Raw genomic sequence first — 24936 nt, 5'->3', positions numbered from 1 at the left:
TGCCTTCAGTCACCCAGCCGCCCGCGCGTGCCCACGCCGCCGAACGTCGGCGGCAGCAGTTCCGTCGCCAGGACGACGCCGCCCAGCAGCGCGCCGCGCAGGGTCGGGTAGGGCAGGACGGGCGGGGCGTACGCGGCGACGTCGTCCTCGGCCAGGGAGCGGGCCGTGCGGGCCAGGTCCCTGGCGCGCGGGGCCGCAGTGAGGGCGGTGGCCTCCGTGGCGGCGGCGAGGAGGTGACGTGCCTCGGCGAGCAGGGTGCGGGCGCGGCAGCCGACCGCGCCGCGGTGGGTGGCGATGTAGTCCCGGGCGGCGGCCACCTCGCCGCGGGCGGCGCGCACCGCGCGGGCGGCCGGGCCGGGGGCCGGGCCGGCGGTCAGGCCGTGCGTGTGGCGCAGCACGGCTCCGGCGAGGACGTGGGCCTGGGAGAGGGCGGCCTCGGCGGTGCGCAGGGAGAGCGCGGCGCGCCGGGGGGAGCCCACGAGCAGGGCGGAGCGCGCCTCGGCGAGGGCGGCCTCGGCGACGGCCAGCCGGTCGCGGGCCTCGGCGGGGTGCGTGGCGACGGGCTCCAGGGCCGGGCCCGCGCGGCACTGGGCCAGGGCGGTGAGCACGGCCTCGGCGGCGCTCACGCGTGGCTCGAGGGCGCGGGCGACGGTCTCGGCGCCGTCGAGGATCAGCGCCGCGTTGACCTTCAGGCCGCGCAGCCGGTCGAAGGCCTCGGACTCCGCGTCCAGGCGCCGGTTGGCGCTGGTGCAGCGGGAGCAGATCTCGTCGAGGGCGTGGCGCCGGACGTCCTCGTCCTCGTACGCGGTCTCGTCCAGCCGCTGCCGCAGCCGGAAGGCGACGGCGAGCTCGTCGCGCGCGTAGGCGACGGCCTCGGCGAAGCGGCGGGTGGCGCGCTCGCCCAGCTGTGCGGTCGCGAAGAGTATCTCCTCGGTGCTGGTGTGCACGGCGTCGTCCGTCCCGACGAGGTCGCGCGCCGCTTCCTCCTCCAGGTCGGGCAGCGGGGTGAGGGGCTGGGCCAGCCTGGCCAGCCCGGGTTCGGTGGTGGTGGCGAGGACGGGGCGGTCGCGGGTGACGCCGGCCCGGCGGCGCCGGGCGGCCCGGCCGCGGCGGGTGCACAGGTACAGGGCGCCCAGGCACGCCGCGGCGCCCCCGGCCACCGGCAGCCAGGTGCTGCGCCGGCCGGGGACGAGGCCGTCGCCGCCGGGGTCGCTGCGGCCGGGCCGGATGACGGGCGGGCGTACGGGCTCGCCGCTCAGGACGGCGGCGTAGCCGTCGGCGGCGCCGATGGCGGCCCCCGCCCAGTCGTGCGCCTGTACGGCGGGCGCGATGGCGGTGCCTTCGACGAGGGCGAGCTGGTCCTTGCGGAAGCCGGACTCCGCGTCGGCGGAGACGGCGAACCGGCGCGGGTTGGTGGCGACGGCCAGCAGGATGTCGTGCGGGCCCAGGCCGTTGCGGTCGGCCGTGGCGTCCGCCCAGGTGCGTCCGGTGCGGCCGGAGAAGTCGTGGACGTAGGTGACGTAGAGCTGGACGTGGTGGGTGGTGCGCAGCCGGTCGATGGCGGCGTCGACCTGGACCCGGCGGCGCGCGAGGGCGCCGACGGTGTCGGTGACGCGGCCGGCGGCCTCCAGGTCCAGGGGCGTGTCGGCGCGTGCGGCGGGCGCGGGGGGCAGCAGCAGGGCGCACAGCGCGAGGACGGCGCTGACCAGGGCCCAGCTCCGCGCCTCCGGCCCGTACCGCCAGGAAAGCCGCGTCACATTTTGGAGCGTATGACCGGAATGGCCGACCCGCTACCGGGAGGGCCTGAGCTATCACGGAGAGTGTTCGGCCCCCCGGCGGCGGATCTTGTTTCCCAGCCAGACGAGCGGATCGTAGGACCGGTCGACCACCCGTTCCTTCAAGGGGATCAGCGCATTGTCGGTGATCTTGATGTGCTCGGGGCAGACCTCCGTGCAGCACTTGGTGATGTTGCAGTAGCCCAGCCCGTGCTCCTCGCGCGCCCCCCGCCTGCGGTCCACGCCCTCCTCGGACGCCGCGTCCAGCGGATGCATGTCCAGCTCGGCCACCCGCATCAGGAAGCGCGGCCCGGCGAAAGCGGCCTTGTTCTCCTCGTGGTCACGCACCACATGGCAGGTGTCCTGGCACAGGAAGCACTCGATGCACTTGCGGAACTCCTGGACCCGGCCCACGTCCTCCTGACGCATCCGGTACTCACCCGGCTTCAGACTCGCCGGCGGCACGAACGACGGCACCTCGCGCGCCTTGGCGTAGTTGTACGACACGTCCGTCACCAGGTCCCGCAGCACCGGGAAGGCCCGCATCGGGGTCACCGTGATCGTCTCGGCGGGGTCGAAGACCGACATCCGCGTCATGCACATCAGCCGCGGCCGCCCGTTGATCTCGGCGCTGCACGAGCCGCACTTGCCCGCCTTGCAGTTCCAGCGCACGGCCATGTCGGGCGCGGCCGTCGCCTGCAGCCGGTGGATGATGTCGAGGACGACCTCGCCCTCGTTGACGGCCACCTCGTAGTCGACGAGGCCGCCGCCGTCCGCATCACCCCGCCACACCTTGAAGCGGGCCTGATAACTCATGAGGTGAGCTCCTCGTCCGTCAGATACTTCGTCAGCTCTTCCTTCTCGAAGAGCGCCAGCAGATCCCCGCGGATCGGCTCGGTCTCCTGCTGCTCCAGCCGGATCAGGCCCAGGGCCGAATCGGCCGCCGCGGGCTCGGTGGAGTCCTCGGCCAGCCGGCACACCAGGTTCAGCCGCCGCCAGCGCCGGTCCATGCCCGGGTAGTCGTCGCGGGTGTGCCCGCCCCGGCTCTCGGTGCGCTCCAGGGCCGCCCGCGCCACGCACTCGCTGACCAGCAGCATGTTGCGCAGGTCCAGGGCCAGGTGCCAGCCGGGATTGAACTGCCGGTGCCCCTCCACGCCGGCCCGCCGGGCCCGCGCCCGCAGCCCGGCCAGGCGGTGCAGCGCCTCCTCCACCTCGCCGGCCCGCCGGATGATGCCGACCAGGTCGCCCATGGTCTGCTGCAGCTCCTGATGCAGGGTGTACGGATTCTCGGCCGTACCCTTCTCCGCCCCGGCTTCCCCGGGCTTCCCGCTCTCCGCCCCGAACGGGCGCAGCGCCTCCGCCTCCGCCAGCTCGATGTCGGCGGCCGAGACCTCGGGCGCGGCGCCCGTGGCGAAGGCGGCCGCGTAGCGGGCCGCGTGCAGCCCCGCGCGCCGCCCGAAGACCAGCAGGTCGGACAGCGAGTTGCCGCCCAGCCGGTTGGAGCCGTGCATGCCGCCCGCGACCTCGCCCGCGGCGAACAGGCCCGGCACACCGGTGGCCGCCGCGGTGTCCGGCTCGACCTCGATGCCACCCATCACGTAGTGACAGGTGGGGCCGACCTCCATCGGCTCGGCCGTGATGTCGACGTCCGCCAGCTCCTTGAACTGGTGGTGCATCGAGGGCAGCTTGCGCTGGATCACCTCGGCGGGCATCCGCGTGGAGACGTCCAGGAAGACCCCGCCGTGCGGGGAACCGCGCCCCGCCTTGACCTCGGCGTTGATGGCCCGCGCCACCTCGTCGCGGGGCAGCAGCTCCGGCGGGCGGCGGTTGGTGTCCGGGTCGGTGTACCAGCGGTCGCCCTCGGCCTCGGACTCCGCGTACTTCTCCTTGAAGACGTCCGGGACGTAGTCGAACATGAACCGCTTGCCGTCGCTGTTGCGCAGCACCCCGCCGTCGCCCCGCACCGACTCGGTGACCAGGATGCCCTTGACGGACGGCGGCCAGACCATGCCCGTGGGGTGGAACTGCACGAACTCCATATTGATCAGCCGCGCCCCGGCCAGCAGCGCCAGCGCATGTCCGTCGCCGGTGTACTCCCAGGAGTTCGAGGTCACCTTGAACGACTTGCCGATGCCGCCGGTGGCCAGCACCACCGCCGGGGCCTCCAGGACGAAGAACCGCCCCGACTCGCGCTCGTAGCCGAAGACACCGGAAACGCGCCTGCCGTCCTTGAGGATCCGCGTGACCGTGCACTCCTGAAAGACCTTCAGCCGCGACTCGTAGTCGCCGTACTGCCGCTCGTCCTCCTGCTGCAGCGAGACGATCTTCTGCTGGAGGGTGCGGATCAGCTCCAGGCCCGTGCGGTCGCCCACATGCGCCAGGCGCGGGTACTCATGGCCGCCGAAGTTGCGCTGCGAGATCTTCCCGTCCGGCGTGCGGTCGAAGACCGCGCCCCAGGTCTCCAGCTCCCAGACCCGCTCGGGCGCCTCCTGCGCGTGCAGCTCGGCCATCCGCCAGTTGTTGAGGAACTTCCCGCCGCGCATCGTGTCGCGGAAGTGCACCTGCCAGTTGTCGTTGTGGTTGACGTTGCCCATGGAGGCGGCGATGCCGCCCTCGGCCATCACCGTGTGGGCCTTGCCGAAGAGCGACTTGCAGATCACCGCGCAGCGCAGCCCCTGCTCGCGCGCCTCGATGGCCGCGCGCAGCCCGGCGCCTCCGGCGCCCACCACGACCACGTCCCAGGACTGCCGGTCCACCCGTGTCATCAGTTCGGATCTCCTAGAAGAAGCGCGGATCGTCGAAGGCGCCACTGGCGACCAGGTAGACGTACAGGTCGGCGACCGCCACGCTCACCAGCGAGGCCCAGGCCAGCTGCATGTGGCGGGCGTTGAGCCGGCTCACCCCCGTCCACATCCGGTAGCGCACCGGGTGCTTGGAGAAGGTCCGCAGCCGGCCGCCGACGATGTGCCGGCAGGAGTGGCAGGAGAGCGTGTACGCCCAGATCAGCGCGATGTTGGCGAGCAGGACGAGGGTGCCGAGGCCCATGTGGCCCCACGCGCCGTTCTCGTCGCGGAAGCCCAGCACGGCGTCGTAGGTGAGCACGCCCGCCACGAGCACCGCGAAGTAGAAGAAGTAGCGGTGGATGTTCTGCAGGACCAGCGGGAAGCGGCTCTCGCCGGAGTACTTCGCGTGCGGCTCGGGCACCGCGCAGGCCGGCGGCGAGGCCCAGAAGCCCCGGTAGTAGGCCTTGCGGTAGTAGTAGCAGGTCAGCCGGAAGCCCAGCGGGAAGATCAGGACGATCAGCGCGGGGGACAGGCCCCACCACGCGCCGAAGATCTCCCAGTCCGCGCCGCCCTTCATCTCCGCGCAGTTCTCCGCGAGACAGGGCGAGTAGAACGGCGACACGTAGGGCGCCGCGTAGTAGTCGTCACCGGCGAACGCGCGCCAGGTGGAGTAGACGATGAACGCCAGCAGACCGGCGGCGGTGGCGGCGGGCTGCAGCCACCAGCGGTCGCGACGCAGGTGGCGGGCCGGGATCGCGGCGCGCGAGGCGTGATGGACGCCGTGCGCGGCCCGGTCACCGGCCGTGGCTGAGGCTTCGGGTTCGGTTCCAGTGGCCAAGAGGGACTCCGGGGAGGAGTGGGACGGTGGGGACGCCGCTGCCTGGACGTGATCAGGGGGCGTGCCCGTTGCGGGAGCCGAGGCCCTCTTCCTCCGCGTCCGTCCACAGGGAGGCGTCGTACGGGGTGTCGGACACCAGCACCATCGCCTGGAGCGGCTTCTTCGCGGGCCTGCCGCCGCCGTTCCCCCGCAGCAGGGCGATGCTCTCCCGCAGGTGCCCGGCGTCGGTGCGGATCCGCCGCACCTCCAGGCCGCGCTTGCCCAGCTGCTGCTCCACTCGGCCGATCGCACGGTCCAGGTCGTCGAGACAGCGCTGAATGGTGGTCAGTTCATCGTCAACGGACATGATGTGGCCTTCCGCTCCGGCGATTGCGGGTGGCGCCCGGTCATGCGACTGAGAGTGTCGCGCGTCACACCCCTCAAGGGGAAGATAGCCGCCGGGATCAGGCTTTCGGGGGAACGCCTCGCGCGCCCGGCTCCGGCCGTGTCCGCGTTCGCCCAGGTGGGTGGCGTGGGCCGCGCGGGCGACGTGTCGGCACGTCTTCGCGCGGGCTCTCGCCTTCAGTGGGCGGCAGCACAGGCAGCAGACAGCACCGGCGCTCGACGCCCGGCGGAGGTGGCACCCATGTCGTCCATGCGCACGCGGCCCCCCGGGCGCCGCCCCGCCGTCCTCGCCGCCGCCGCGGTCCTGCTCCCGCTGCCCCTGCTGGCCGGCTGCTCCGGCGGCGGCACCGCCGAGGACGCCGACGACGGCCCGGCCGTCGCCCAGGACATCGCCGCCGCCCCCCGCTCCAAGGTCGCCGACAAGGGCACCCTGACCTGGGCCGTCGACGCGCTGCCCGCCACCTACAACACCTTCCAGGCCGACGCGGACGCCACCGCGCACCGGGTCGCCCAGGCCGTCCTGCCCACCCTGTTCACCCTGGACGCGCGCGGCCGCCCCCAACGCGACCCCGACTACCTCACGGCCGCCGAGCTCAAGCAGCGCGAACCCCGCCAGGTCGTGGTCTACCGCCTCAACCCCAAGGCCGTCTGGAGCGACGGCAGCGCCATCACGGCCGCCGACTTCGAGGCCCAGTGGAAGGCCCTGCGCGGCAAGGACAGCGGATTCTGGGCCGCCCACCACGCCGGCTACGACCGCATCGACCGCGTCGAGCGCGGCGCGAACGACCGCGAGGTCAAGGTCACCTTCGCCAAGAGCTACGCCGACTGGACCGCGCTGTTCACCCCCCTCTACCCCCGGTCCGTCATGGGCAGCCCCACCGCCTTCAACGACACCGCCCGCAAGGAGGCCGGGCTCGCCGCCGGCCCGTTCAAGGTCGGCACGCGCGACCAGAAACAGGGCACCCTCACCCTCGTCCGCAACCCCCGGTGGTGGGGCGACCGGGCCAAGCTCGACAGCCTCGTGCTGCGGGCCGTGCCCCGCGATCGCCGGATCGAGGCGCTGGCGGCCGGGCGCGTCGACCTCGCGGAGATCAGTCCCGGCGCCGCCGAACGCATCACCAAGGCGAACACCCCGCAGAAGTCGGACAAGGGCCGCCAGCCCGGCGCCGCTCCCTCCGCCGGTGGTGGCAACAAGGCGAACAAGCCCGCCGCCGCCGACGTGACGGCCCTGCGCGGCCTGGTCGTGCGCCGCTCCCTCGAGCCCGCCTACACCCAGCTCGCCCTCAACGGCGCCTCCGGCCCCCTCGCCGACGAACGGGTCCGGCGCGCCATCGCCCGCGCCGTGGACCGCCGGGCCATCGCCGAGTACGTCCTCAAGCCGCTCGGGCTGCCCGCCGACCCGCCCGGCAGCCACGTCCTGGTCGCCGGCCAGCCCGGCTACGAGGACACCAGCTCCGCCCTCGGCTCCCTCGACCCCAAGGCCGCCCAGGCCCTGCTCGCGGACGCCGGCTGGAAGGAGGGGCACGGCGCCGTCCCACAGCGCAAGGCGCTGCGCGACCTGCCGCTGCCGAGCCGGTCCGGCTCCGACGAGGACCGGGGACGCGACGACGACCCGGACCCCGACGGGAACGACCCGGACGGGCTGGAGGATCCGGACGGCCTGGACGGGGACGACCCCGACGGGCTGCCGGACGGCAAGGGCGCCCGGGACACCGGCGGCAAGGCGGCCGCCGCCCCCGCCCGCTACAAGGACGGCAAGAAGCTGGTCCTGCGCTTCGTCCTCCCCCAGGGCAGCGGCAGCGAGCCGCTGCGGGCCGTCGGCGAGCGGATCGCCCGCCAGCTGGACGCCATCGGCGTCCGCACCGAGATCACCAAGGTCGACGACGCGGCCTTCTTCAAGGACCACATCGCCTCCGGCGACTTCGACCTGGCCCTCTACGGCTGGCCCACCGGCGCCTACCCGGCGACCGACGCCCGCCCGATCTTCGCCAAGCCGCAGCCGGCCGCCGACGGCTCGCTGACCGTCGAGCAGAACTACACCCGCGTCGGCACCGACCAGATCGACCGGCTCCTGGACCAGGCCTCCGCCGAGCTCGACCCCGAGGTCTCCCGCGACCTGGTGACCAGGGCGGACGCCCGGATCTGGGCAGTGGCGGCGTCGATCCCGCTGTACCAGCGGCCGGAGCTGGTCGGCAGCCGCCGGACCGTGGTGAACGCCGGGGCCTTCGGGCTGGCGACCCCGCGGTACCAGGACCTGGGGTTCAAGCGGTGAGTTCTCCCCCACCCCGCCCCTTCCCGTAAGGCCTCAAGCGCCGGCCGGGCTTCTGTGCCCTGGCCTCAATCGCCGGCCGGGCTGAAAAGCCCGGCCGGCGATTGAGACCAGGAAAGAAACCGCAGGTCAGGGCACCCCCCAGCGGCCTGCGGCGGCCAAACGCGGCAGCGCCCCGTACCATGGAAGAGGCCGCGGCGTGATCTGCCCGGCAGGGCGCGCGTGCCGGACCGTACGCGCCGCCATCCACGATTCCGGGAGAAGCGCCGCAAGTATGCCCACGCGCCACGACATTCGTAACGTCGCCATCGTCGCCCACGTCGACCACGGCAAGACGACCATCGTCGACGCCATGCTCAAGCAGGCCGGCGCCTTCGCCGCCCACCAGCTCGACTCCGTCGACGACCGGGTCATGGACTCGAACGACCTGGAGCGTGAGAAGGGCATCACGATCCTGGCCAAGAACACGGCGGTGAAGTACCACCCCAAGGACGGCGGCGAGCCGATCACCATCAACATCATCGACACCCCCGGCCACGCCGACTTCGGTGGCGAGGTCGAGCGCGGTCTGTCGATGGTCGACGCCGTCGTGCTGCTGGTGGACGCCTCCGAGGGCCCGCTGCCGCAGACCCGCTTCGTGCTCCGCAAGGCGCTCCAGCAGCGGAAGCCGGTCATCCTCTGCATCAACAAGACGGACCGCCCGGACTCCCGCATCGACGAGGTCGTCAACGAGACCTACGACCTCTTCCTCGACCTGGACGCCGACGAGGACCAGATCGAGTTCCCGATCGTCTACGCCTGCGGCCGTGACGGCATCGCCTCGCTGACCAAGCCGGAGGACGGCACCGTCCCCGCGGACAGCACCAACCTGGAGCCGTTCTTCTCCACCATCCTGGAGCACGTCCCGGCCCCGGCCTTCGAGGAGGACGCGCCGCTCCAGGCCCACGTCACCAACCTCGACGCCGACAACTTCCTCGGCCGCATCGCGCTGCTCCGCGTCGAGCAGGGCGAGCTGCGCAAGGGCCAGACCGTCGCGTGGATCAAGCGTGACGGCACGGTCTCCAACGTCCGCATCACCGAGCTGATGATGACCGAGGCCCTCACCCGCAAGCCCGCCGAGGTGGCCGGCCCCGGTGACATCTGCGCCGTCGCCGGTATCCCCGACATCATGATCGGCGAGACGCTGGCCGACCCGGAGAACCCGGTCGCGCTGCCGCTGATCACGGTCGACGAGCCCGCGATCTCCATGACCATCGGCACCAACACCTCGCCGCTGGTCGGCCGTGGCGGCACCGGCAAGGGCGCGGACGCCAAGGCCGCGGTCAAGGACCGCAAGGTCACCGCCCGCCAGGTCAAGGACCGTCTGGACCGCGAGCTCGTCGGTAACGTCTCGCTGCGCGTCCTGGACACCGACCGCCCCGACGCCTGGGAGGTCCAGGGCCGTGGTGAGCTGGCGCTCGCCATCCTGGTCGAGCAGATGCGCCGCGAGGGCTTCGAGATGACCATCGGCAAGCCGCAGGTCGTCACCAAGCAGGTCGACGGCAAGACCTACGAGCCGGTCGAGCGCCTCACGGTGGACGTGCCCGAGGAGCACATGGGTGCCGTCACCCAGCTCATGGGCACCCGCAAGGGCCGCATGGACAACATGTCCAACCACGGCTCCGGCTGGGTCCGCATGGAGTTCGTCGTCCCGTCCCGCGGCCTGATCGGCTTCCGCACGGAGTTCCTGACGAACACCCGCGGCACCGGTATCGCCCACTCCATCCACGAGGGCCACGAGCCGTGGTTCGGCGAGCTGAAGACCCGTAACAACGGCTCCCTGGTCGCCGACCGCGCCGGTGCCGTCACCGCCTTCGCGATGACGAACCTCCAGGAGCGCGGCGTGCTCTTCACCGACCCGGGCACCGAGGTGTACGAGGGCATGATCGTCGGCGAGAACTCGCGCGCCGACGACATGGACGTCAACATCACCAAGGAGAAGAAGCTCACCAACATGCGCTCCTCCTCCGCTGACTCCTTCGAGGCGATCGTCCCGCCGCGCAAGCTGTCGCTGGAGCAGTCCCTGGAGTTCTGCCGCGACGACGAGTGCGTCGAGGTGACCCCGGAGGCGGTCCGCATCCGCAAGGTCGTCCTGGACCAGAAGGAGCGCGGCCGCACCGCGTCGCGCGCGAAGCGCTGAGCGCCAAGCGCTGAAGGACAGCGCCCAGCGCGTATTGGCTGACGCACTGTCACCTTTCCCGGCAGGCCCGGCACCCCGCATCACGCGGGGCGCCGGGCCTGTCGGCGTTTCTGTCCGGATAACGGGCCCACAGCGTCGGATGTCGTGTTAACAGTCCGTTTCGTAGGTGTCTGTCTGCGCTGTCTTTGTCCGGATTTCGAACGTCGCGCGATGATCGATGTGACCAAAGCGAGACCCTATAAGTGTGGTTTAAAGGGCGGTCGTACCCAATAGTTGGGTTCACTGAGCTCGGGTCAATGGGTCACGCGCTGTGGGGAGCGCCGACTCACGAGCACACTCGAGGTGCCGGTTCCGTCTCCGCTGTCAGGGGTGTCAGCGTGGGGCCGGCGCCTCATCTTGTAGTGATAGTGGACTCATGAGGAGGGCATTCCCATGCGCGGTGCCAAGAGCGCTACCTGGGTCGCGGGAGCCATTGCCGTTGCGTTGACAGCCACGGCCTGTGGTGGCGGTGGAAGCGGCAGCGACGACGACAACGCAGCCGTCAACCCCGACGGCACCTACACGTACTACAACGTCGAGCCGCAGAACCCGATCATCCCGAGCAACACCAACGAGGTCGGCGGCGGATACATCGTCAAGAACCTCTTCCGCAGCCTCGTCGACTTCGACGAGAAGTCCAAGCTGCGCATGGTGGCGGCCGAGAGCATCGAGACCACGGACAACCAGCACTTCAAGGTCAAGCTGAAGCCGGGCTGGAAGTTCCACAACGGCGAGCCGCAGACCTCCGCCTCCTTCGTCGACGCGTGGAACTGGGCCTCCAACGCCAAGAACGCCCAGCTGAACGCCTCCTGGTTCGAGCCCATCAAGGGTTACGAGGACGTCCACCCGGAGAAGGGCGACCCCAAGGCCGACAAGCTCGAAGGCCTGAAGATCGTCAACGACCTCGAGTTCACCATCGATCTGAAGAAGCCCGTCTCCACCTTCAAGGAGCAGCTCTTCTACGACGTCTTCTCCCCGCTGCCCAAGGCGTTCTACAAGGACACCAAGGCGTTCGGCGAGCACCCGATCGGCAACGGCCCGTACATGATGGACGGGGACTGGCAGCACAAGGTCGAGTTCAAGACCAAGAAGTTCGCCGACTACAAGGGTGACGACAAGCCGAAGAACGGCGGCGTCATCTTCAAGTTCTACAACAAGGACGACGCGGCCTACAACGACCTCGTCTCCGACAAGCTCGACATCATGTACCAGGTGCCCAACTCCATGGCGGGCCAGTTCAAGAACGACCTGGGCAAGCGCGCCATCAGCCAGATGTTCGGCGGCAACACCAACATCGCCTTCCCGCTGTACGAGGCCGAGTGGGCCAAGCCGGAGAAGGTGAAGGTCCGTCAGGGCCTGTCCATGGCGATCGACCGCGAGACCATCGCCAAGACCGCGCTCAAGGGCAGCAAGGACGCCGCCGACGGTCTGACCCCGAAGGTCGTCGAGGGCTACCAGGCCGGCGCCTGCGGTGAGTTCTGCAAGTTCGACCCGGCCAAGGCCAAGCAGCTCATCAAGGAGGGCGGCGGCGTTCCCGGCAACAAGGTCACCCTGACCTACAACGCCGACGGCGCCAACAAGGAGTGGGCCGACGCGGTCTGCAACGACATCCGCCAGAACGGCGGCGTCGAGTGCGTCACCGACCCCAAGCCGACCTTCCAGCAGTCCCGCACCGACATCACCGAGCGCCGCATGAAGAGCGCGTTCCGCATGGCCTGGGTGCAGGACTTCCCGAACATCCAGAACTTCATCTCCGCCCAGTACCGGACCAAGGCCGGTGCCAACGACATGGAGTTCAGCGTCAAGGAGATCGACGAGCTGATGGACAAGGCCGACGCGGCCAAGACCATCGAGGAGTCGAACAAGCTCTACGCGGAGGCCGAGAAGAAGATCCTCCAGGAGCACATGCCCTCCATCCCGCTCTTCTTCGACCACACCCTCGCCGGCCACTCCAAGAAGGTGCAGAACGTCAAGTTCGACTCCTTCCGCCAGGCGATCTGGACGGACGTCGAGGTCAAGAAGTAACCGGGACACGCTTGCAGTGACGTAAGGCCCGGCGGCCACCCTTCTCCCACAGGACAGCGGGGGTGTGCCGCCGGGCCCCGTCGGCGACAGGAGGAACCATGGGGCGCTTTGTCGCGAGGCGACTGCTCCAGATGATCCCGGTCTTCATCGGGACCACTTTGCTCATCTTCTTGATGGTGTATTCGCTGCCGGGCGACCCCATCAAATCGCTCTTCGGGCCCAAGGCGGCCGACCCGGCGACGGTCGCGAGACTGCGCCACGAGTACGGCCTCGACAAGCCACTGCTCGAGCAGTACTGGAACTACATCTCCGGCCTTTTCCAAGGTGACTTCGGGCAGAGCTTCACCGGCCGCCCCGTCGCCGACCTGATGGCCGAAGCCTTCCCGGTGACGATCCGGCTGGCACTGCTCGCCTTCGCCTTCGAGGTCGTCGTGGGCATCGCCCTCGGCGTGCTCACCGGCCTCAAGCGCGGCAAGTTCCTCGACCAGTTCGTTCTGGTGCTCACCCTGATCGTGATCTCGATCCCGGTGTTCGTCATCGGCTACGTCACGCAGTTCCTGCTGGGACTGAAGTGGAAGGTCATCACCCCCACCGTCCAGGACTCCATGAACCTCGGGCAGTTGATGATCCCGGCCATCGTGCTGGCCGCTCTGTCGCTGGCGTACGTCACCCGTCTGACCCGGACCACCATCGGGGAGAACCTCCGGGCCGACTACATGCGCACCGCCGTGGCCAAGGGCCTGCCGCGCAAGCGGGTCATCGGAGTGCACCTGATGCGCAACTCCCTCATTCCTGTCGTCACGTTCCTCGGCACCGACCTCGGCATGCTGATGGGCGGCGCCATCGTCACCGAGGGCATCTTCAACATCCAGGGCGTGGGCAACACGCTCTTCCGGTCCATCCAGACCAGTGAAGGCCCCACCGTGGTGGGCATCGTGACCGTGCTCGTTCTCGTCTACCTCGTGAGCAGCCTGGTCGTCGATCTGCTGTACGCCGTCCTGGACCCGAGGATCCGCTATGCCTGAGAAGACGTTGCCTCACGAGACCCAAACGCCCGAGGCCGTGACCACGGCGCTGAAGGAAGGGTCCAACAAGCCCCGCTCCCTCGGCCAGGACGCCTGGCGTTCGCTGCGCGGCAGCTGGCTGTTCTGGGCGTCCGGTGTGCTGCTGATCCTGTTCATCATCATGGCGGCGTTCCCGACGCTGTTCACCGACGTCGACCCCCGCCAGGCCGACCTGCGCGGTCACTACCTCGCCCCGCCGAACTGGTCCCACGTCTTCGAGGGCGACTGGTTCGGCTACAACGGCCAGGGTCAGAGCGTCTACGCGCGCACCGTCCACGGCGCCCGTGCCTCGATCATCGTCGGCGTCTGCGTCACCCTCGCGGTCACCGTCTTCGGTGGCCTCATCGGCATGCTCGCCGGCTACTTCGGCGGCTGGCTCGACGCCCTCCTGTCGCGCATCACCGACATCTTCTTCGGCATCCCGCTGCTGCTCGGTGCCCTGACGCTGCTGCAGGCGTTCACGCACCGCACCGAGTGGACCGTGACGCTCGGTCTCGCCACCTTCGGCTGGATGCAGATCGCCCGCGTCATGCGCGGTGCGGTCATCACCCAGAAGCAGGCGGACTTCGTGACCGCCGCCCGCGCCCTGGGCGCCGGCACCGGCCGGATCCTCTTCCGGCACATCCTGCCGAACGTCATCGGCCCGGTGATCGTCGTCGCCACCATCGCGCTCGGCGGCTACATCTCCACCGAGGCCACCCTGTCGTACCTGGGCATCGGCCTCCAGGACCCCGTGGTCTCCTGGGGCGTGGACATCTCCGCCGCCCAGAGCCAGCTGCGCGACGCCCCGCACGTCCTGCTCGTTCCGGCCACGTTCCTGAGCCTGACCGTGCTCGCGTTCATCCTGCTCGGCGACGCGGTGCGCGACGCCCTCGACCCCAAGCTGCGCTGAGGGAGGCGTACGTGACCACCACAACCGAGAAGACCGCGAACGTCCCCGAGCCGCGCGCCGGCGACGACAGCGCCCCGCTGCTCGAGGTCCGCGACCTGCACGTGGAGTTCCACACCCGTGACGGCGTCGCCAAGGCCGTCAACGGCGTCAACTACTCCGTCAGCGCGGGCGAGACGCTGGCCGTGCTGGGCGAGTCCGGTTCCGGCAAGTCCGTGACCGCGCAGGCCATCATGGGCATCCTCGACATGCCCCCGGGGAAGATCCCGCAGGGCGAGATCTTCTTCCGCGGCCAGGACATGCTGAAGATGTCCGGCGAGGAGCGCCGGAAGATCCGCGGCAGCAAGATCGCCATGATCTTCCAGGACGCGCTGTCCTCCCTGAACCCGGTGCTCAGCGTCGGCTACCAGCTCGGCGAGATGTTCCGGGTGCACCAGGGCCTGTCCAAGAAGGAGGCCCGGCTCAAGGCCATCGAGCTGATGGACCGGGTGCGCATCCCGGCCGCCAAGGAGCGGGTGGGGGATTACCCGCATCAGTTCTCGGGCGGTATGCGGCAGCGCATCATGATCGCGATGGCGCTGGCGCTGGAGCCGGACCTGATCATCGCGGACGAGCCGACGACCGCGCTGGACGTCACCGTCCAGGCGCAGGTGATGGACCTGCTCGCAGAGCTGCAGCGCGAGTTCAACATGGGTCTGATCCTGATCACCCACGACCTGGGCGTTGTCGCGGACGTCGCCGACAAGATCGCGGTGATGTACGCGGGACGCATCGTCGAGACCGCCCCCGTGCACGAGCTCTACAAGCGCCCGGCGCACCCCTACACCAAGGGCCTGCTGGACTCGATCCCGCGCCTGGACCAGAAGGGCCAGGAGCTCTACGCCATCAAGGGCCTGCCGCCCAACCTGCTGCGCATCCCCACCGGCTGCGCGTTCAACCCGCGCTGCCCCCAGGCGACCGACCTGTGCCGCACGGACATCCCGGCGCTGCAGCAGGTCGCCGAGAAGGACGGCACGGCGCTGGCCGGCCGCGGCAGCGCGTGCCACTTCTGGAAGGAGACGATCCATGGCTGAGACCGGCAAGAAGGACGAGGCCGTGGCGGCGGACGCGACCCCCAACGTCTCCAAGGTCGAGGTCAGCGACGCCAGTACGACGGCGGAGGTCGAGGCCGTCCTCGACGCCCCCGTCGAGCGCGGCGAGCCGATCCTGCAGGTGCGCAACCTGGTCAAGCACTTCCCGCTGACCCAGGGCATCCTCTTCAAGAAGCAGGTCGGCGCGGTCAAGGCCGTCGACGGCGTCTCCTTCGACCTCTACCAGGGCGAGACGCTGGGCATCGTCGGCGAGTCCGGCTGCGGCAAGTCGACCGTGGCCAAGCTGCTGATGACCCTGGAGACGGCCACCTCCGGCGAGGTCTTCTACAAGGGCCAGGACATCACCAAGCTGTCCGGGCGTGCGCTGAAGGCCGTCCGCCGCAACATCCAGATGGTCTTCCAGGACCCGTACACCTCGCTCAACCCGCGCATGACGGTCGGCGACATCATCGGCGAGCCCTTCGAGATCCACCCCGAGGCGGCTCCCAAGGGCGACCGCCGCAAGCGCGTCCAGGAGCTGCTGGACGTCGTCGGCCTCAACCCGGAGTACATCAACCGCTATCCGCACCAGTTCTCGGGCGGACAGCGCCAGCGCATCGGCATCGCCCGCGGCCTGGCGCTGAACCCGGAGATCATCATCTGCGACGAGCCGGTCTCGGCCCTGGACGTCTCCGTCCAGGCGCAGGTCGTCAACCTGATGGAGAAGCTGCAGGACGAGTTCAACCTCTCCTACGTCTTCATCGCCCACGACCTGTCGATCGTCCGGCACATCTCCGACCGCGTCGGCGTGATGTACCTCGGCAAGATGGCCGAGATCGGCACGGACTCCGAGATCTACGACCACCCGACGCACCCCTACACCCAGGCGCTGCTGTCGGCCGTCCCGGTCCCGGACCCCGACGCCCGCGAGGGCCGCGAGCGCATCATCCTCACCGGTGACGTGCCCTCGCCGGCCAACCCGCCGTCCGGCTGCCGCTTCCGCACCCGCTGCTGGAAGGCGGAGGACAAGTGCGCGAAGGAGGTGCCGCTGCTGGCGGTGCCGGAGGTCTTCGCCGGCAGGAAGACGCCGGCGGCGCACGAGTCGGCGTGCCACTTCGCCGAGGAGAAGCAGGTGGTGGGCGCGGCGTAACGCCCGCTGCCGCCTTTCGAACGCCGACAGGGGCTCACCCGGGGGACCGGGGGAGCCCCTGTCGGCGTCACATTCCCTCGCCGCGAGCGTCTGCGGCGGCTGGACCTGGCGTGCTGGGGGAGTGAGGGTGACACCGTTCGATGGATCCGCCTCTTGATCAGCCGAACCAGGAGACTTGCACGACAACGATGCGTTCACCTCGGACATCCGTCAGATAGGTGAGAATGACCCGGCCCCGGCTCTCGGTGCGCAGCCCGGGGCCGGGGCCCACGTAGGCGGTGCCGTCGAGGAAGACCATGGAGTCGCGTGTGGCGATCTCCTGAGCCAGGAGTGCGACCTCGGCAGTCGCTTCGGGAGGAAGCCCGTCGAGAAGGTCGTCCGGGTCGTGCTCCCAGTGCCAGTCAGCCACTCTCGACCTCGCGATGTGCGGCACGGACGATCTCGCCGGCTTCGCGGACCGCCTGGTCCCGTACCGCCGCATGCTCGCTGTCCAGTGCGCGTTCCGCGTCGTGCAGGCGCCGCGCGGTCTGCGGATGGCGTTCGATCTCGACGACGACGGCCCAACGCCGGTAGAACATCCGGATCGGGACGACGCTTCCTTCCTCACCTGCCTGGACGAACGCGTTCTGCATGTCCTCGAAGAATTCCGGCAGGCGCGACGGAGCGACCGCGGCCACGGCTTGGCGAAGGGCGGGCAGCGTCTGGGCGGGCTTCGGGATGAGCGGGCCGTCGTGATCGGCGTGCTGTACGGTCATGCGCCGTCCTTCTCGATCGCGGAATTCGCTGGCAGCCGGCGGTCAGGATAGCGCCGACAGCGGGGGTGGCGGGCCGTCGGCCTGCTATCACCTGTTCGGGCACGTGGTAACGCGCACCGGCCGGGTGTGCGCCGTGACAGCCCACGCCGGTCTTCGTCGTGTGCACATGAAGCTGATCCGGTCATCCCAGTGAGGAACAGGGCCTGGCGAGCTACGGTGGCGGGATGACCGAGCCCGAAACCGAGCCTGAGACCTGGAACGCCGACGCCGTGGGCGTCCTGCGGTTGCCGTCCGGGCGGCTGGTCAGGGGCCGCGGCCTGTGCCGGGGTCTGCCCGCCGGCCCGGTGCCGCAGTTCGGCGTCCATCTGCTGGGCAAGCGACCGCCCGAGGCTCCCTGGGAGTCCCGCTGGCTGCGCTGGCCGGACTTCCGGCTCCCCGCCGACCAGGACGCCGCCCGAGCCGTGCTGCGCGAGGCCTGGGAGCGGGCCGCCGCCGAACGCGTGGAGATCGCCTGCAGCGGCGGCCGCGGCCGCACCGGCACGGCCCTGGCCTGCCTGGCCGTCCTGGACGGGGTGCCGGTCGCCGAGGCGGTCGCCTACGTGCGCCGGGGGTACCACCCGAGGGCCGTGGAGACGCCGTGGCAGAAGAGGTACGTGCGAGGGTTCGCGGGGTGACGGGAGCGGGGTGAGGCTGGTATCGGCCGCCCCCCGCCGTCACTCCCGCATATGGGCGGTTTCTCGGCCCATGGGTGCTTCGAACGCCGCCTCACATCACCTCATAGGGTGTTATTTGGGCCTAAGTGGGATTGAGTGGACTTGGGACCGATGAGGAGGGCACCCCATGCCTGGAGGCACGCGCGCCAGAGCCGGAGCGGGATCGCGCGTCGTGGCCGGACTCGCCGTCTGCGCGACCGGCGCCGTGCTGCTGGCGGCGGCCGGCTGCGGCGGGGGTGGCGTCGGTGCCGGCACCGGGACCGTGCGGTCCTCCTGGGGCGACCCGCAGAGCCCGCTCGAGCCCGCGAACACCAACGAGGTGCAGGGCGGCAAGGTGCTCTCCATGATCTTCCGCGGGCTCAAGCAGTACGACCCGCGGACCGGCGCCGCCCAGGACATGCTCGCCGAGAAGATCGAGAGCCCCGACCAGCAGAACTTCACCATCACGGTCAAGGACGGCTGGACGTTCGGCAACGGCGAGAAGGTCACCGCGAAGTCCTTCGTCGACGCCTGGAACTACGCGGCGCTCACCGACAACAAGCAGAAGAACGCCCCCTTCTTCCAGGACATCGACGGCTACGACAAGGTCCACCCCGCCGGCGGCCGCGCCACCGCGAAGACCCTCTCCGGGCTGGTCGTCAAGGACGAGCGGACGTTCACCGTCAAGCTGCGCACCAAGTTCTCCACCTGGCCGGACACCCTCGGCTACACCGCCTTCGCGCCGCTGCCCCGGGCGTTCTTCGACGACCACGCCGGCTGGCTGAGGAAGCCGGTCGGCAACGGCCCGTACCGCATCGACTCCTACACCAAGGGCTCGCAGATGCGGCTGTCGAAGTGGGACGGCTACCCCGGCGAGGACAAGGCCAGGAACAGCGGGGTGGAGCTGCGCGTCTACACCGACAACAACACCGCCTACACCGACCTGCAGGCCGGGAACCTCGACCTCGTCGACGACATCCCCAGCGCCCAGCTGAAGAACGTCAGGACCGACCTCGGCGACCGCTACATCAACCAGCCGGCCGGCATCATCCAGACCGTCGTCTTCCCGATGTACGACCCGGCCTGGTCAAAGGCCGGGATGGAGAAGGTCCGCCGGGGCCTGTCCATGGCCATCAACCGCGACCAGATCACCGAGCAGATCTACCGCAGGACCCGCACCCCCGCCACCGACTGGACCTCGCCGGTGCTCGGCGAGAAGGGCGGCTTCAAGGCCGGGCTGTGCGGCGAGGCGTGCACATACAACCCGGGCGAGGCCAAGAAGCTGATCCAGGAGGGCGGCGGGTTGCCGGGCGGCAGGGTCACCATCACCTCGAACGTCGACACCGGCTCGCACCGGGTGTGGATGGACGCCGTCTGCAACAGCATCAACAACGCCCTGGGCAACGACCAGGCCTGCACCGTCAACCCCGTCGGCACCTTCGCCGACTTCCGCAACCAGGTCTCCGACCAGCGCATGACCAGCATGTTCCGCTCCGGCTGGCAGATGGACTACCCGCTGGCCCAGAACTTCCTGCAGCCGCTGTACTACACGGGCGCCTCGTCCAACTTCGGCCGGTTCAGCGACCAGCAGTTCGACCGGCTCGTCGACCAGGCCAACGCCGAGTCCGACACGGCCAAGGCCGTCGCCACGTTCGAGGACGCCGAGCGGATCCTCGCCGAGCAGATGCCGGCCGTCCCGCTCTGGTACCAGAACGGCAGCGCCGGCTACTCCGAGAACATCTCCGACGTCCAGCTCAACCCGTTCAGCGTGCCCGTCTACGAGCGGATCACCGTCAAGTAGCCCGTCTCGTCCTCGTCCAGCACTCCCGGAGTTCCCATGGGACGGTATGTGATCCGGCGGCTGCTGCAGATGATCCCCGTGTTCATCGGCAGCACATTCCTGATCTTCTTCATGGTCTACGCCCTGGGCGACCCCGTCGCCGCGCTCTTCGGCGACAAGGCCCCCGACCCGGCCACCGCCGCCCGCATCCGCGCGGACCTCCACCTCGACCAGCCGCTGTGGAAGCAATACCTGTACTACATGCGGCAGATCCTCACCGGGGACTTCGGCACCGCCTTCAACGGCCAGGACGTCACCGAACTGATGGCCGACGCCTTCCCCGTGACGCTGCGGCTGACGCTCGTCGCGATCCTCTTCGAGATCGTCATCGGCATCACCCTCGGCCTCCTCAGCGGGCTGCGCCGCGGGCGGACCGTGGACACCTCCGTCCTGCTGGTCACCCTGATCGTCGTCTCCGTCCCCACCTTCGTCAGCGGCTATGTGCTGCAGTACCTCCTGGGCGTCAAGTGGCAGGTGGTCTCCCCGTCCGTGTCGCCCGCCGCGCCCTACGACGAACTCCTGCTGCCCGGCGTGGTGCTCGCGCTGACCTCGCTCGCCTACGTCACCCGCCTCACCCGCACGTCCATCGCCGAGAACTCCCGCGCCGACTACCTCCGCACGGCCCTCGCCAAGGGCCTGCCCCGGCACCGCGTGGTCACCCGGCACCTGCTGCGCAACTCCCTCATCCCCGTCGTCACCTTCATCGGCACCGACATCGGGGCGCTGATGGGCGGGGCCATCGTCACCGAGCGGATCTTCAACATCCACGGCGTCGGCTACCAGCTCTACCAGGGCATCCTGCGGCAGAACTCGCCGACCGTCGTCGGCTTCGTGACCGTCCTGGTCATCGTCTTCCTAGTGGCGAACCTGATCGTCGACCTCCTCTACGCCGTGCTCGACCCGAGGATCCGCTATGCCTGAGACCGATCCCTCCGACCCGAACGCGACCATCACCCCGGCCGGCGGCGGCGCGATGACCCTGGCCACCAGCGACGCCCAGACGCTCGAGGGCGGCCCGATCCCCGGCGGGACCGAGAGCGGCAAGGCCCGCAGCCTGTGGTCCGACGCCTGGCACGACCTGCGGCGCAACCCCGTCTTCGTCATCTCCGCGCTCGTCATCGTCTTCCTCGTCCTGATCGCCGTCTGGCCCCGCATCGTCGCGAGCGGCAACCCGCTGAGCTGCGACCTGGCCAGGGCCCAGGAGGGCTCCGGGCCCGGCCACCCCTTCGGCTACGACGCCCAGGGCTGCGACGTCTACACCCGTACCGTCCACGGGGCACGGGCCTCGATCGCCGTCGGCGTCTGTGCCACGGCCGGGGCCGCGCTGCTGGGCGGCGTGCTGGGCGGGCTCGCCGGGTTCTTCGGCGGCTGGTGGGACGGGCTGCTCTCCCGGCTGGCCGACATCTTCTTCGGCATCCCGATCATCCTGGGCGGGCTGGTCTTCCTGTCCGTCGTCACCAGCGGATCGGTCTGGCCGGTCGTCGGCTTCATCGTGCTGCTGGGCTGGCCGCAGATCTCCCGCATCGCCCGCGGCGCGGTCGTCGGCGCCAAGCAGCACGACTACGTACAGGCCGCACGGGCCCTCGGCGCCGGCAACGGACGGCTGCTGCTGCGCCACATCGCGCCCAACGCGGTGGCGCCCGTCATCGTCGTGGCGACCATCGCCCTCGGCACGTACATCGCGCTGGAGGCGACGCTCTCCTTCATCGGCGTCGGCCTCAAACCACCCACCGTCTCCTGGGGGATCGACATCTCCAACGCCTCGAGCCAGATCCGCAACGCCCCGCACATGCTGCTGTGGCCGGCGGGCGCGCTGAGCGTCACCGTGCTCGCGTTCATCATGCTCGGCGACGCGGTGCGCGACGCCCTCGACCCCAAGCTGCGCTGAGGAGCCGCCAGGCATGAAGGAACCGCCAGCCGTGGACCAGCCGCCGGCCGCGGATCAGCCACCGGCCAGGGAACAGCCGCCCGCCGTGGACCAGCCGACCCTGCTGGACGTACGCGACCTGCACGTCGAATTCCGTACCCGGGACGGGGTGGCCAAGGCCGTCAACGGCGTCAGCTACACCGTCCGGGCCGGGGAGACGCTGGCCGTGCTGGGCGAGTCCGGTTCCGGCAAGTCCGTGACCGCGCAGGCCGTCATGGGCATCCTCGACTCGCCGCCCGGCTTTGTCACCGGCGGCGAGGTGCTCTTCCGGGGCAGGGACCTGCTCACCATGGGCGACGAGCACCGGCGCCGGATCCGCGGCGCCAAGCTCGCCATGATCTTCCAGGACGCGCTGTCCTCGCTCAATCCGGTGATGACGGTGGGCGCGCAGCTCGGCGAGATGTACGAGGTCCACCAGGGCATGACCCGCAAGGACGCCCGCGCGCGGGCCGTCCAGCTGATGGACCGGGTGCGGATCCCGGCGGCGAAGGAGCGGGTGGGCGACTATCCGCATCAGTTCTCGGGCGGTATGCGGCAGCGCATCATGATCGCGATGGCGCTGGCGCTGGAGCCGGACCTGATCATCGCGGACGAGCCGACGACCGCGCTGGACGTCACCGTCCAGGCGCAGGTGATGGACCTGCTCGCGGAGCTGCAGCGCGAGTACAACATGGGTCTGATCCTGATCACCCACGACCTGGGCGTCGTCGCGGACGTCGCCGACAAGATCGCGGTGATGTACGCGGGACGCATCGTCGAGACCGCCCCCGTGCACGAGCTCTACAAGCGCCCGGCGCACCCCTACACCAAGGGCCTGCTGAACTCCATCCCCCGGCTCGACCGGAAGGGCCGGGAGCTCTACGCCATCAAGGGCCTGCCGCCCAGCCTGACCGCCATCCCGCCCGGCTGTCCCTTCAACCCGCGCTGCCCCATGGCGCAGGACATCTGCCGCACGGACCGGCCCCCGCTCTTCGCCGTGGCGCCCGGCCGCACCAGCGCCTGCCACTTCTGGAAGGAGACCCTCGATGAGAGCTGACGGCGAGGCGATCCTCGAGGTGCGGGACCTGGTCAAGCACTACCCGCTGACGCGGGGCGTCGTCCTGAGGAAACAGGTCGGGGCCGTGCACGCGGTCGACGGGGTCTCTTTCGACCTGCGGCGTGGTGAGACCCTCGGCATCGTGGGCGAGTCCGGCTGCGGCAAGTCCACGGTGGCGAAACTGCTGGTCAACCTGGAGCGGCCGACGGCGGGCGAGATCCGCTACAAGGGTGAGGACATCACCAAGCTGTCCGGGCGTGCGCTGAAGGCCGTCCGCCGCAACATCCAGATGGTCTTCCAGGACCCGTACACCTCGCTCAACCCGCGCATGACGGTCGGCGACATCGTCGGCGAGCCCTTCGAGATCCACCCCGAGGTGGCTCCCAAGGGGAGCCGGCGGCAGAAGGTACGCGAGCTGCTGGACGTCGTCGGCCTCAACCCGGAGTACATCAACCGCTATCCGCACCAGTTCTCGGGCGGCCAGAGGCAGCGCATCGGCATCGCCCGCGGCCTGGCGCTGCGGCCCGAGGTGATCGTGGCCGACGAGCCGGTGTCGGCGCTGGACGTGTCGGTGCAGGCGCAGGTCGTCAACCTGCTGGAGAAGCTGCAGGACGAGTTCGACCTCTCCTACGTCTTCATCGCCCACGACCTGTCGGTGGTACGGCACATCTCGGACCGGGTGGCGGTGATGTACCTGGGCAAGCTGGCCGAGGTCGGCACGCATGCGCAGATCTACGAGCACCCGACGCATCCCTACACCCAGGCGCTGCTGTCGGCGGTCCCGGTCCCGGACCCGGCGGCGAGGGAGCGGCGGGTGGGGGCACCTCCCAGCGGTAGCTGGGGGAGGATCCTGCTGCCGGGGGACGTACCGTCCCCGGCCCACCCACCGTCCGGCTGCCGCTTCCGCACCCGCTGCTGGAAGGCCCAGGACAAGTGCGCCCGCGTGGTGCCGCCCCTGGAGGTCCCGGACTGGTTCCGCGAGGGCGGCGGCCCGGCGGCGCACCTTTCGGCCTGCCACTATGCGGAGGAGCGGGGGGTGGTGTCGGCGGGGGCCGAGGAGGAGCCCTGAAGGGGGTGCGGCGAGCCGGCCCCTGACGGGAAATCAACCCTCCTCCCACCTACTCATGCACACTGAACCCTCTTCGTGTCAGCGGTTCAATGGTGAGGATGTGGTGGGCGGATGAGGTCGAACGAGACGTACGAGAAGCTGATCGCCCTGCTGGACGAGCACGGGGCCGCGTACCGGACGATCGATCACGAGGCCGAGGGCGGCACCGAGGCCGTCAGCCGGTTGCGGGGGCACGGGCTGGAGCAGGCCGCCAAGTGCATCGTCGTCATGGTGAAGCTGGGCAAGAAGACCAAGCGGTACGTGCTCGCCGTCGTCGCCGGTCACCAGCGTGTCGACCTCGCCGCGATCAAGGCGCTGCTCGGCGGGAGCTACGCGGGGTTCGCCTCGCAGGACGTCGCCGAGCGGCTCTCGGGCTGTGAGAGCGGGACGATCCTGCCGTTCTCCTTCGACCCCGAGCTCGAGCTCGTCGTCGATCCGGCGCTCCTCGAGCAGTCCGAGTTCTTCTTCAACGCGGCCCGCCTCGACCGCTCCCTCGCCCTCTCCACCGACGACTACCTCAAGGCCGCCCAGCCCCGCGTCGAGCCCATCGGGGTCACTGCGCCGTCGGCGTGAGCGGCGTCAGCCGCCCAGTTTTGTCGGTGCCGGAAGGCCGCCGCCCAGGCGGGTCGGGTCGGGGAGCGGGGCCGCGTCGGCCTTCCTGGTGAAGGTGTCCTTCTTGCCGCTGCCCCAGGAGACCACGAGGGTGTCGTTGTTCGGGCGGCTGATCGTGCCGGTGGCCCGGTCGGTGTTCCCGTCGGCGCAGCGGAGCTCGAATGCCGCGGGCTTCCTGTCCTCGTGGACGACACCCGTGCACGCGCGCTTGCCCTGGTTGCTGTACAGGCCGGCCTTGCCGCGGTGGACGGACAGGCCGACGGGGCCGTCGTCGGACCGGGCCGCGTAGGTTCCGTCGAGTGCCCCGGCGCCGCCCGTCCCGCCCGTGGCCCGCTGCGAGGTGGCGGCGGACGGGCTTCCGGAGGCGGAAGCCGCCCGCTCGTCCTTGTCGCTGCCGCTGCCGCCGCTGCCCCCGCAGCCGGTCATCAGTACGGCCGCGACCAGCGCCAACCCCGTGAACTGCACTGCTTCGCGCACGACTTCCCCCTCCGAGCACCAAAC

The 24936-nt window shown here is 70.2% G+C and carries 22 protein-coding genes; 14 read left to right on the top strand and 8 right to left on the bottom strand.

Going from position 1 to position 24936, the window contains the following annotated elements; translation table 11 throughout:
* Window positions 1-5 precede the first annotated feature (5 nt).
* Genes ACIG36_RS26790 through ACIG36_RS26770 form a run of 5 tightly spaced genes read right to left on the bottom strand, consistent with a single transcriptional unit; the run spans window position 6 to window position 5742 of the window.
* Entirely contained in the window at window positions 6-1757 is a 1752-nt protein-coding gene (locus ACIG36_RS26790) for a TPM domain-containing protein (RefSeq protein ID WP_399932855.1), read from the bottom strand.
* Between the two features lie 54 nt (window positions 1758-1811).
* On the bottom strand, window positions 1812-2591 hold the full coding sequence (locus ACIG36_RS26785) for a succinate dehydrogenase/fumarate reductase iron-sulfur subunit (RefSeq protein WP_399932852.1): 780 nt from the start codon (window positions 2589-2591) through the stop codon (window positions 1812-1814).
* Window positions 2588-4540, bottom strand: a complete 1953-nt coding sequence (locus ACIG36_RS26780; protein WP_399932849.1) for a fumarate reductase/succinate dehydrogenase flavoprotein subunit — start codon at window positions 4538-4540, stop codon at window positions 2588-2590. Before ACIG36_RS26780 ends, ACIG36_RS26785 begins: the two co-directional genes overlap by 4 nt.
* A 13-nt stretch (window positions 4541-4553) precedes the next feature.
* On the bottom strand, window positions 4554-5396 hold the full coding sequence (locus tag ACIG36_RS26775) for a hypothetical protein (protein ID WP_399932846.1): 843 nt from the start codon (window positions 5394-5396) through the stop codon (window positions 4554-4556).
* 52 nt (window positions 5397-5448) lie between these two features.
* The gene (locus tag ACIG36_RS26770; RefSeq protein WP_399932844.1) at window positions 5449-5742 is read right to left on the bottom strand and encodes a hypothetical protein; all 294 of its coding nucleotides are present in this window, start codon (window positions 5740-5742) and stop codon (window positions 5449-5451) included.
* Window positions 5743-6021: 279 nt separating this feature from the next.
* Between ACIG36_RS26770 and ACIG36_RS26765 the strand changes: the two genes are divergently transcribed.
* From ACIG36_RS26765 to ACIG36_RS26735, 7 genes are all read left to right on the top strand, one after another.
* Window positions 6022-8052 carry an ABC transporter family substrate-binding protein gene (locus ACIG36_RS26765; RefSeq protein ID WP_399932841.1) on the top strand — a complete coding sequence of 677 codons (2031 nt, stop codon included), beginning with the start codon at window positions 6022-6024 and terminating at the stop codon, window positions 8050-8052.
* A gap of 271 nt (window positions 8053-8323) precedes the next feature.
* On the top strand, window positions 8324-10228 hold the full coding sequence (typA, locus tag ACIG36_RS26760) for a translational GTPase TypA (RefSeq protein WP_399932838.1): 1905 nt from the start codon (window positions 8324-8326) through the stop codon (window positions 10226-10228).
* 432 nt (window positions 10229-10660) lie between these two features.
* Window positions 10661-12292, top strand: a complete 1632-nt coding sequence (locus ACIG36_RS26755; RefSeq protein WP_399932836.1) for an ABC transporter substrate-binding protein — start codon at window positions 10661-10663, stop codon at window positions 12290-12292.
* A gap of 98 nt (window positions 12293-12390) precedes the next feature.
* Window positions 12391-13317, top strand: coding sequence for an ABC transporter permease (locus tag ACIG36_RS26750; RefSeq protein ID WP_399932833.1), 927 nt, complete (start codon window positions 12391-12393; stop codon window positions 13315-13317).
* Entirely contained in the window at window positions 13310-14248 is a 939-nt protein-coding gene (locus tag ACIG36_RS26745) for an ABC transporter permease (RefSeq protein ID WP_399932830.1), read from the top strand. The genes ACIG36_RS26750 and ACIG36_RS26745 overlap by 8 nt, the downstream gene beginning before the upstream one ends.
* 11 nt (window positions 14249-14259) lie before the next feature.
* On the top strand, window positions 14260-15318 hold the full coding sequence (locus ACIG36_RS26740) for an ABC transporter ATP-binding protein (RefSeq protein ID WP_399932827.1): 1059 nt from the start codon (window positions 14260-14262) through the stop codon (window positions 15316-15318).
* Window positions 15311-16465 (top strand): ABC transporter ATP-binding protein, encoded by a 1155-nt coding sequence (locus tag ACIG36_RS26735; protein ID WP_399932825.1) that lies wholly within the window; start codon window positions 15311-15313, stop codon window positions 16463-16465. The genes ACIG36_RS26740 and ACIG36_RS26735 overlap by 8 nt, the downstream gene beginning before the upstream one ends.
* A 157-nt stretch (window positions 16466-16622) precedes the next feature.
* Here ACIG36_RS26735 and ACIG36_RS26730 read toward each other — a convergent pair whose 3' ends face one another.
* Together ACIG36_RS26730 and ACIG36_RS26725 are read right to left on the bottom strand one after the other, a co-directional pair.
* A complete protein-coding gene (locus ACIG36_RS26730) occupies window positions 16623-16874 on the bottom strand; it encodes a hypothetical protein (RefSeq protein WP_399932822.1) in 252 nt (83 codons plus the stop codon).
* Window positions 16867-17220 (bottom strand): hypothetical protein, encoded by a 354-nt coding sequence (locus ACIG36_RS26725; protein WP_399932819.1) that lies wholly within the window; start codon window positions 17218-17220, stop codon window positions 16867-16869. The genes ACIG36_RS26730 and ACIG36_RS26725 overlap by 8 nt, the downstream gene beginning before the upstream one ends.
* A gap of 224 nt (window positions 17221-17444) precedes the next feature.
* Between ACIG36_RS26725 and ACIG36_RS26720 the strand changes: the two genes are divergently transcribed.
* The 7 genes from ACIG36_RS26720 to ACIG36_RS26690 all read left to right on the top strand — a co-directional run bounded on the left by ACIG36_RS26720 (window position 17445) and on the right by ACIG36_RS26690 (window position 24396).
* On the top strand, window positions 17445-17894 hold the full coding sequence (locus tag ACIG36_RS26720; RefSeq protein WP_399932816.1) for a protein-tyrosine phosphatase family protein: 450 nt from the start codon (window positions 17445-17447) through the stop codon (window positions 17892-17894).
* Between the two features lie 166 nt (window positions 17895-18060).
* Window positions 18061-19713, top strand: a complete 1653-nt coding sequence (locus ACIG36_RS26715) for an ABC transporter substrate-binding protein (RefSeq protein WP_399932814.1) — start codon at window positions 18061-18063, stop codon at window positions 19711-19713.
* A 36-nt stretch (window positions 19714-19749) separates the two neighbouring features.
* Window positions 19750-20673 (top strand): ABC transporter permease, encoded by a 924-nt coding sequence (locus ACIG36_RS26710; RefSeq protein ID WP_399932811.1) that lies wholly within the window; start codon window positions 19750-19752, stop codon window positions 20671-20673.
* Window positions 20666-21640, top strand: a complete 975-nt coding sequence (locus tag ACIG36_RS26705; protein ID WP_399932808.1) for an ABC transporter permease — start codon at window positions 20666-20668, stop codon at window positions 21638-21640. Before ACIG36_RS26710 ends, ACIG36_RS26705 begins: the two co-directional genes overlap by 8 nt.
* A gap of 13 nt (window positions 21641-21653) precedes the next feature.
* Entirely contained in the window at window positions 21654-22715 is a 1062-nt protein-coding gene (locus ACIG36_RS26700) for an ABC transporter ATP-binding protein (protein ID WP_399932806.1), read from the top strand.
* Window positions 22705-23784 carry an ABC transporter ATP-binding protein gene (locus ACIG36_RS26695; protein ID WP_399932803.1) on the top strand — a complete coding sequence of 360 codons (1080 nt, stop codon included), beginning with the start codon at window positions 22705-22707 and terminating at the stop codon, window positions 23782-23784. The genes ACIG36_RS26700 and ACIG36_RS26695 overlap by 11 nt, the downstream gene beginning before the upstream one ends.
* A gap of 111 nt (window positions 23785-23895) precedes the next feature.
* Entirely contained in the window at window positions 23896-24396 is a 501-nt protein-coding gene (locus ACIG36_RS26690; RefSeq protein ID WP_399932800.1) for a YbaK/EbsC family protein, read from the top strand.
* Between the two features lie 6 nt (window positions 24397-24402).
* Here the strand turns inward: ACIG36_RS26690 and ACIG36_RS26685 are convergent, their stop codons facing one another.
* On the bottom strand, window positions 24403-24912 hold the full coding sequence (locus ACIG36_RS26685) for a hypothetical protein (protein ID WP_399932798.1): 510 nt from the start codon (window positions 24910-24912) through the stop codon (window positions 24403-24405).
* Between the last annotated feature and the right edge of the window lie 24 nt (window positions 24913-24936).

The sequence above is a fragment of the Streptomyces sp. NPDC053048 genome, from assembly GCF_044547045.1.
In the GTDB taxonomy this organism is placed as follows: Bacteria; Actinomycetota; Actinomycetes; order Streptomycetales; family Streptomycetaceae; genus Streptomyces.
The sequence above is the reverse complement of the archived record's forward strand: the minus strand, read 5'-3'. Positions and strand labels throughout refer to the sequence as shown.

Excerpts from the sequence above, each read along its gene's own strand:
- ACIG36_RS26785 (WP_399932852.1), bottom strand. The coding sequence starts at position 2,591 with ATGAGTTATCAGGCCCGCTTCAAGGTGTGGCGGGGTGATGCGGACGGC.
- ACIG36_RS26780 (WP_399932849.1), bottom strand. The coding sequence starts at position 4,540 with ATGACACGGGTGGACCGGCAGTCCTGGGACGTGGTCGTGGTGGGCGCC.
- ACIG36_RS26770 (WP_399932844.1), bottom strand. The coding sequence starts at position 5,742 with ATGTCCGTTGACGATGAACTGACCACCATTCAGCGCTGTCTCGACGAC.
- ACIG36_RS26765 (WP_399932841.1), top strand. The coding sequence starts at position 6,022 with ATGTCGTCCATGCGCACGCGGCCCCCCGGGCGCCGCCCCGCCGTCCTC.
- typA (WP_399932838.1), top strand. The coding sequence starts at position 8,324 with ATGCCCACGCGCCACGACATTCGTAACGTCGCCATCGTCGCCCACGTC.
- ACIG36_RS26755 (WP_399932836.1), top strand. The coding sequence starts at position 10,661 with ATGCGCGGTGCCAAGAGCGCTACCTGGGTCGCGGGAGCCATTGCCGTT.
- ACIG36_RS26750 (WP_399932833.1), top strand. The coding sequence starts at position 12,391 with ATGGGGCGCTTTGTCGCGAGGCGACTGCTCCAGATGATCCCGGTCTTC.
- ACIG36_RS26745 (WP_399932830.1), top strand. The coding sequence starts at position 13,310 with ATGCCTGAGAAGACGTTGCCTCACGAGACCCAAACGCCCGAGGCCGTG.
- ACIG36_RS26735 (WP_399932825.1), top strand. The coding sequence starts at position 15,311 with ATGGCTGAGACCGGCAAGAAGGACGAGGCCGTGGCGGCGGACGCGACC.
- ACIG36_RS26725 (WP_399932819.1), bottom strand. The coding sequence starts at position 17,220 with ATGACCGTACAGCACGCCGATCACGACGGCCCGCTCATCCCGAAGCCC.
- ACIG36_RS26720 (WP_399932816.1), top strand. The coding sequence starts at position 17,445 with ATGACCGAGCCCGAAACCGAGCCTGAGACCTGGAACGCCGACGCCGTG.
- ACIG36_RS26715 (WP_399932814.1), top strand. The coding sequence starts at position 18,061 with ATGCCTGGAGGCACGCGCGCCAGAGCCGGAGCGGGATCGCGCGTCGTG.
- ACIG36_RS26710 (WP_399932811.1), top strand. The coding sequence starts at position 19,750 with ATGGGACGGTATGTGATCCGGCGGCTGCTGCAGATGATCCCCGTGTTC.
- ACIG36_RS26705 (WP_399932808.1), top strand. The coding sequence starts at position 20,666 with ATGCCTGAGACCGATCCCTCCGACCCGAACGCGACCATCACCCCGGCC.
- ACIG36_RS26700 (WP_399932806.1), top strand. The coding sequence starts at position 21,654 with ATGAAGGAACCGCCAGCCGTGGACCAGCCGCCGGCCGCGGATCAGCCA.
- ACIG36_RS26695 (WP_399932803.1), top strand. The coding sequence starts at position 22,705 with ATGAGAGCTGACGGCGAGGCGATCCTCGAGGTGCGGGACCTGGTCAAG.
- ACIG36_RS26690 (WP_399932800.1), top strand. The coding sequence starts at position 23,896 with ATGAGGTCGAACGAGACGTACGAGAAGCTGATCGCCCTGCTGGACGAG.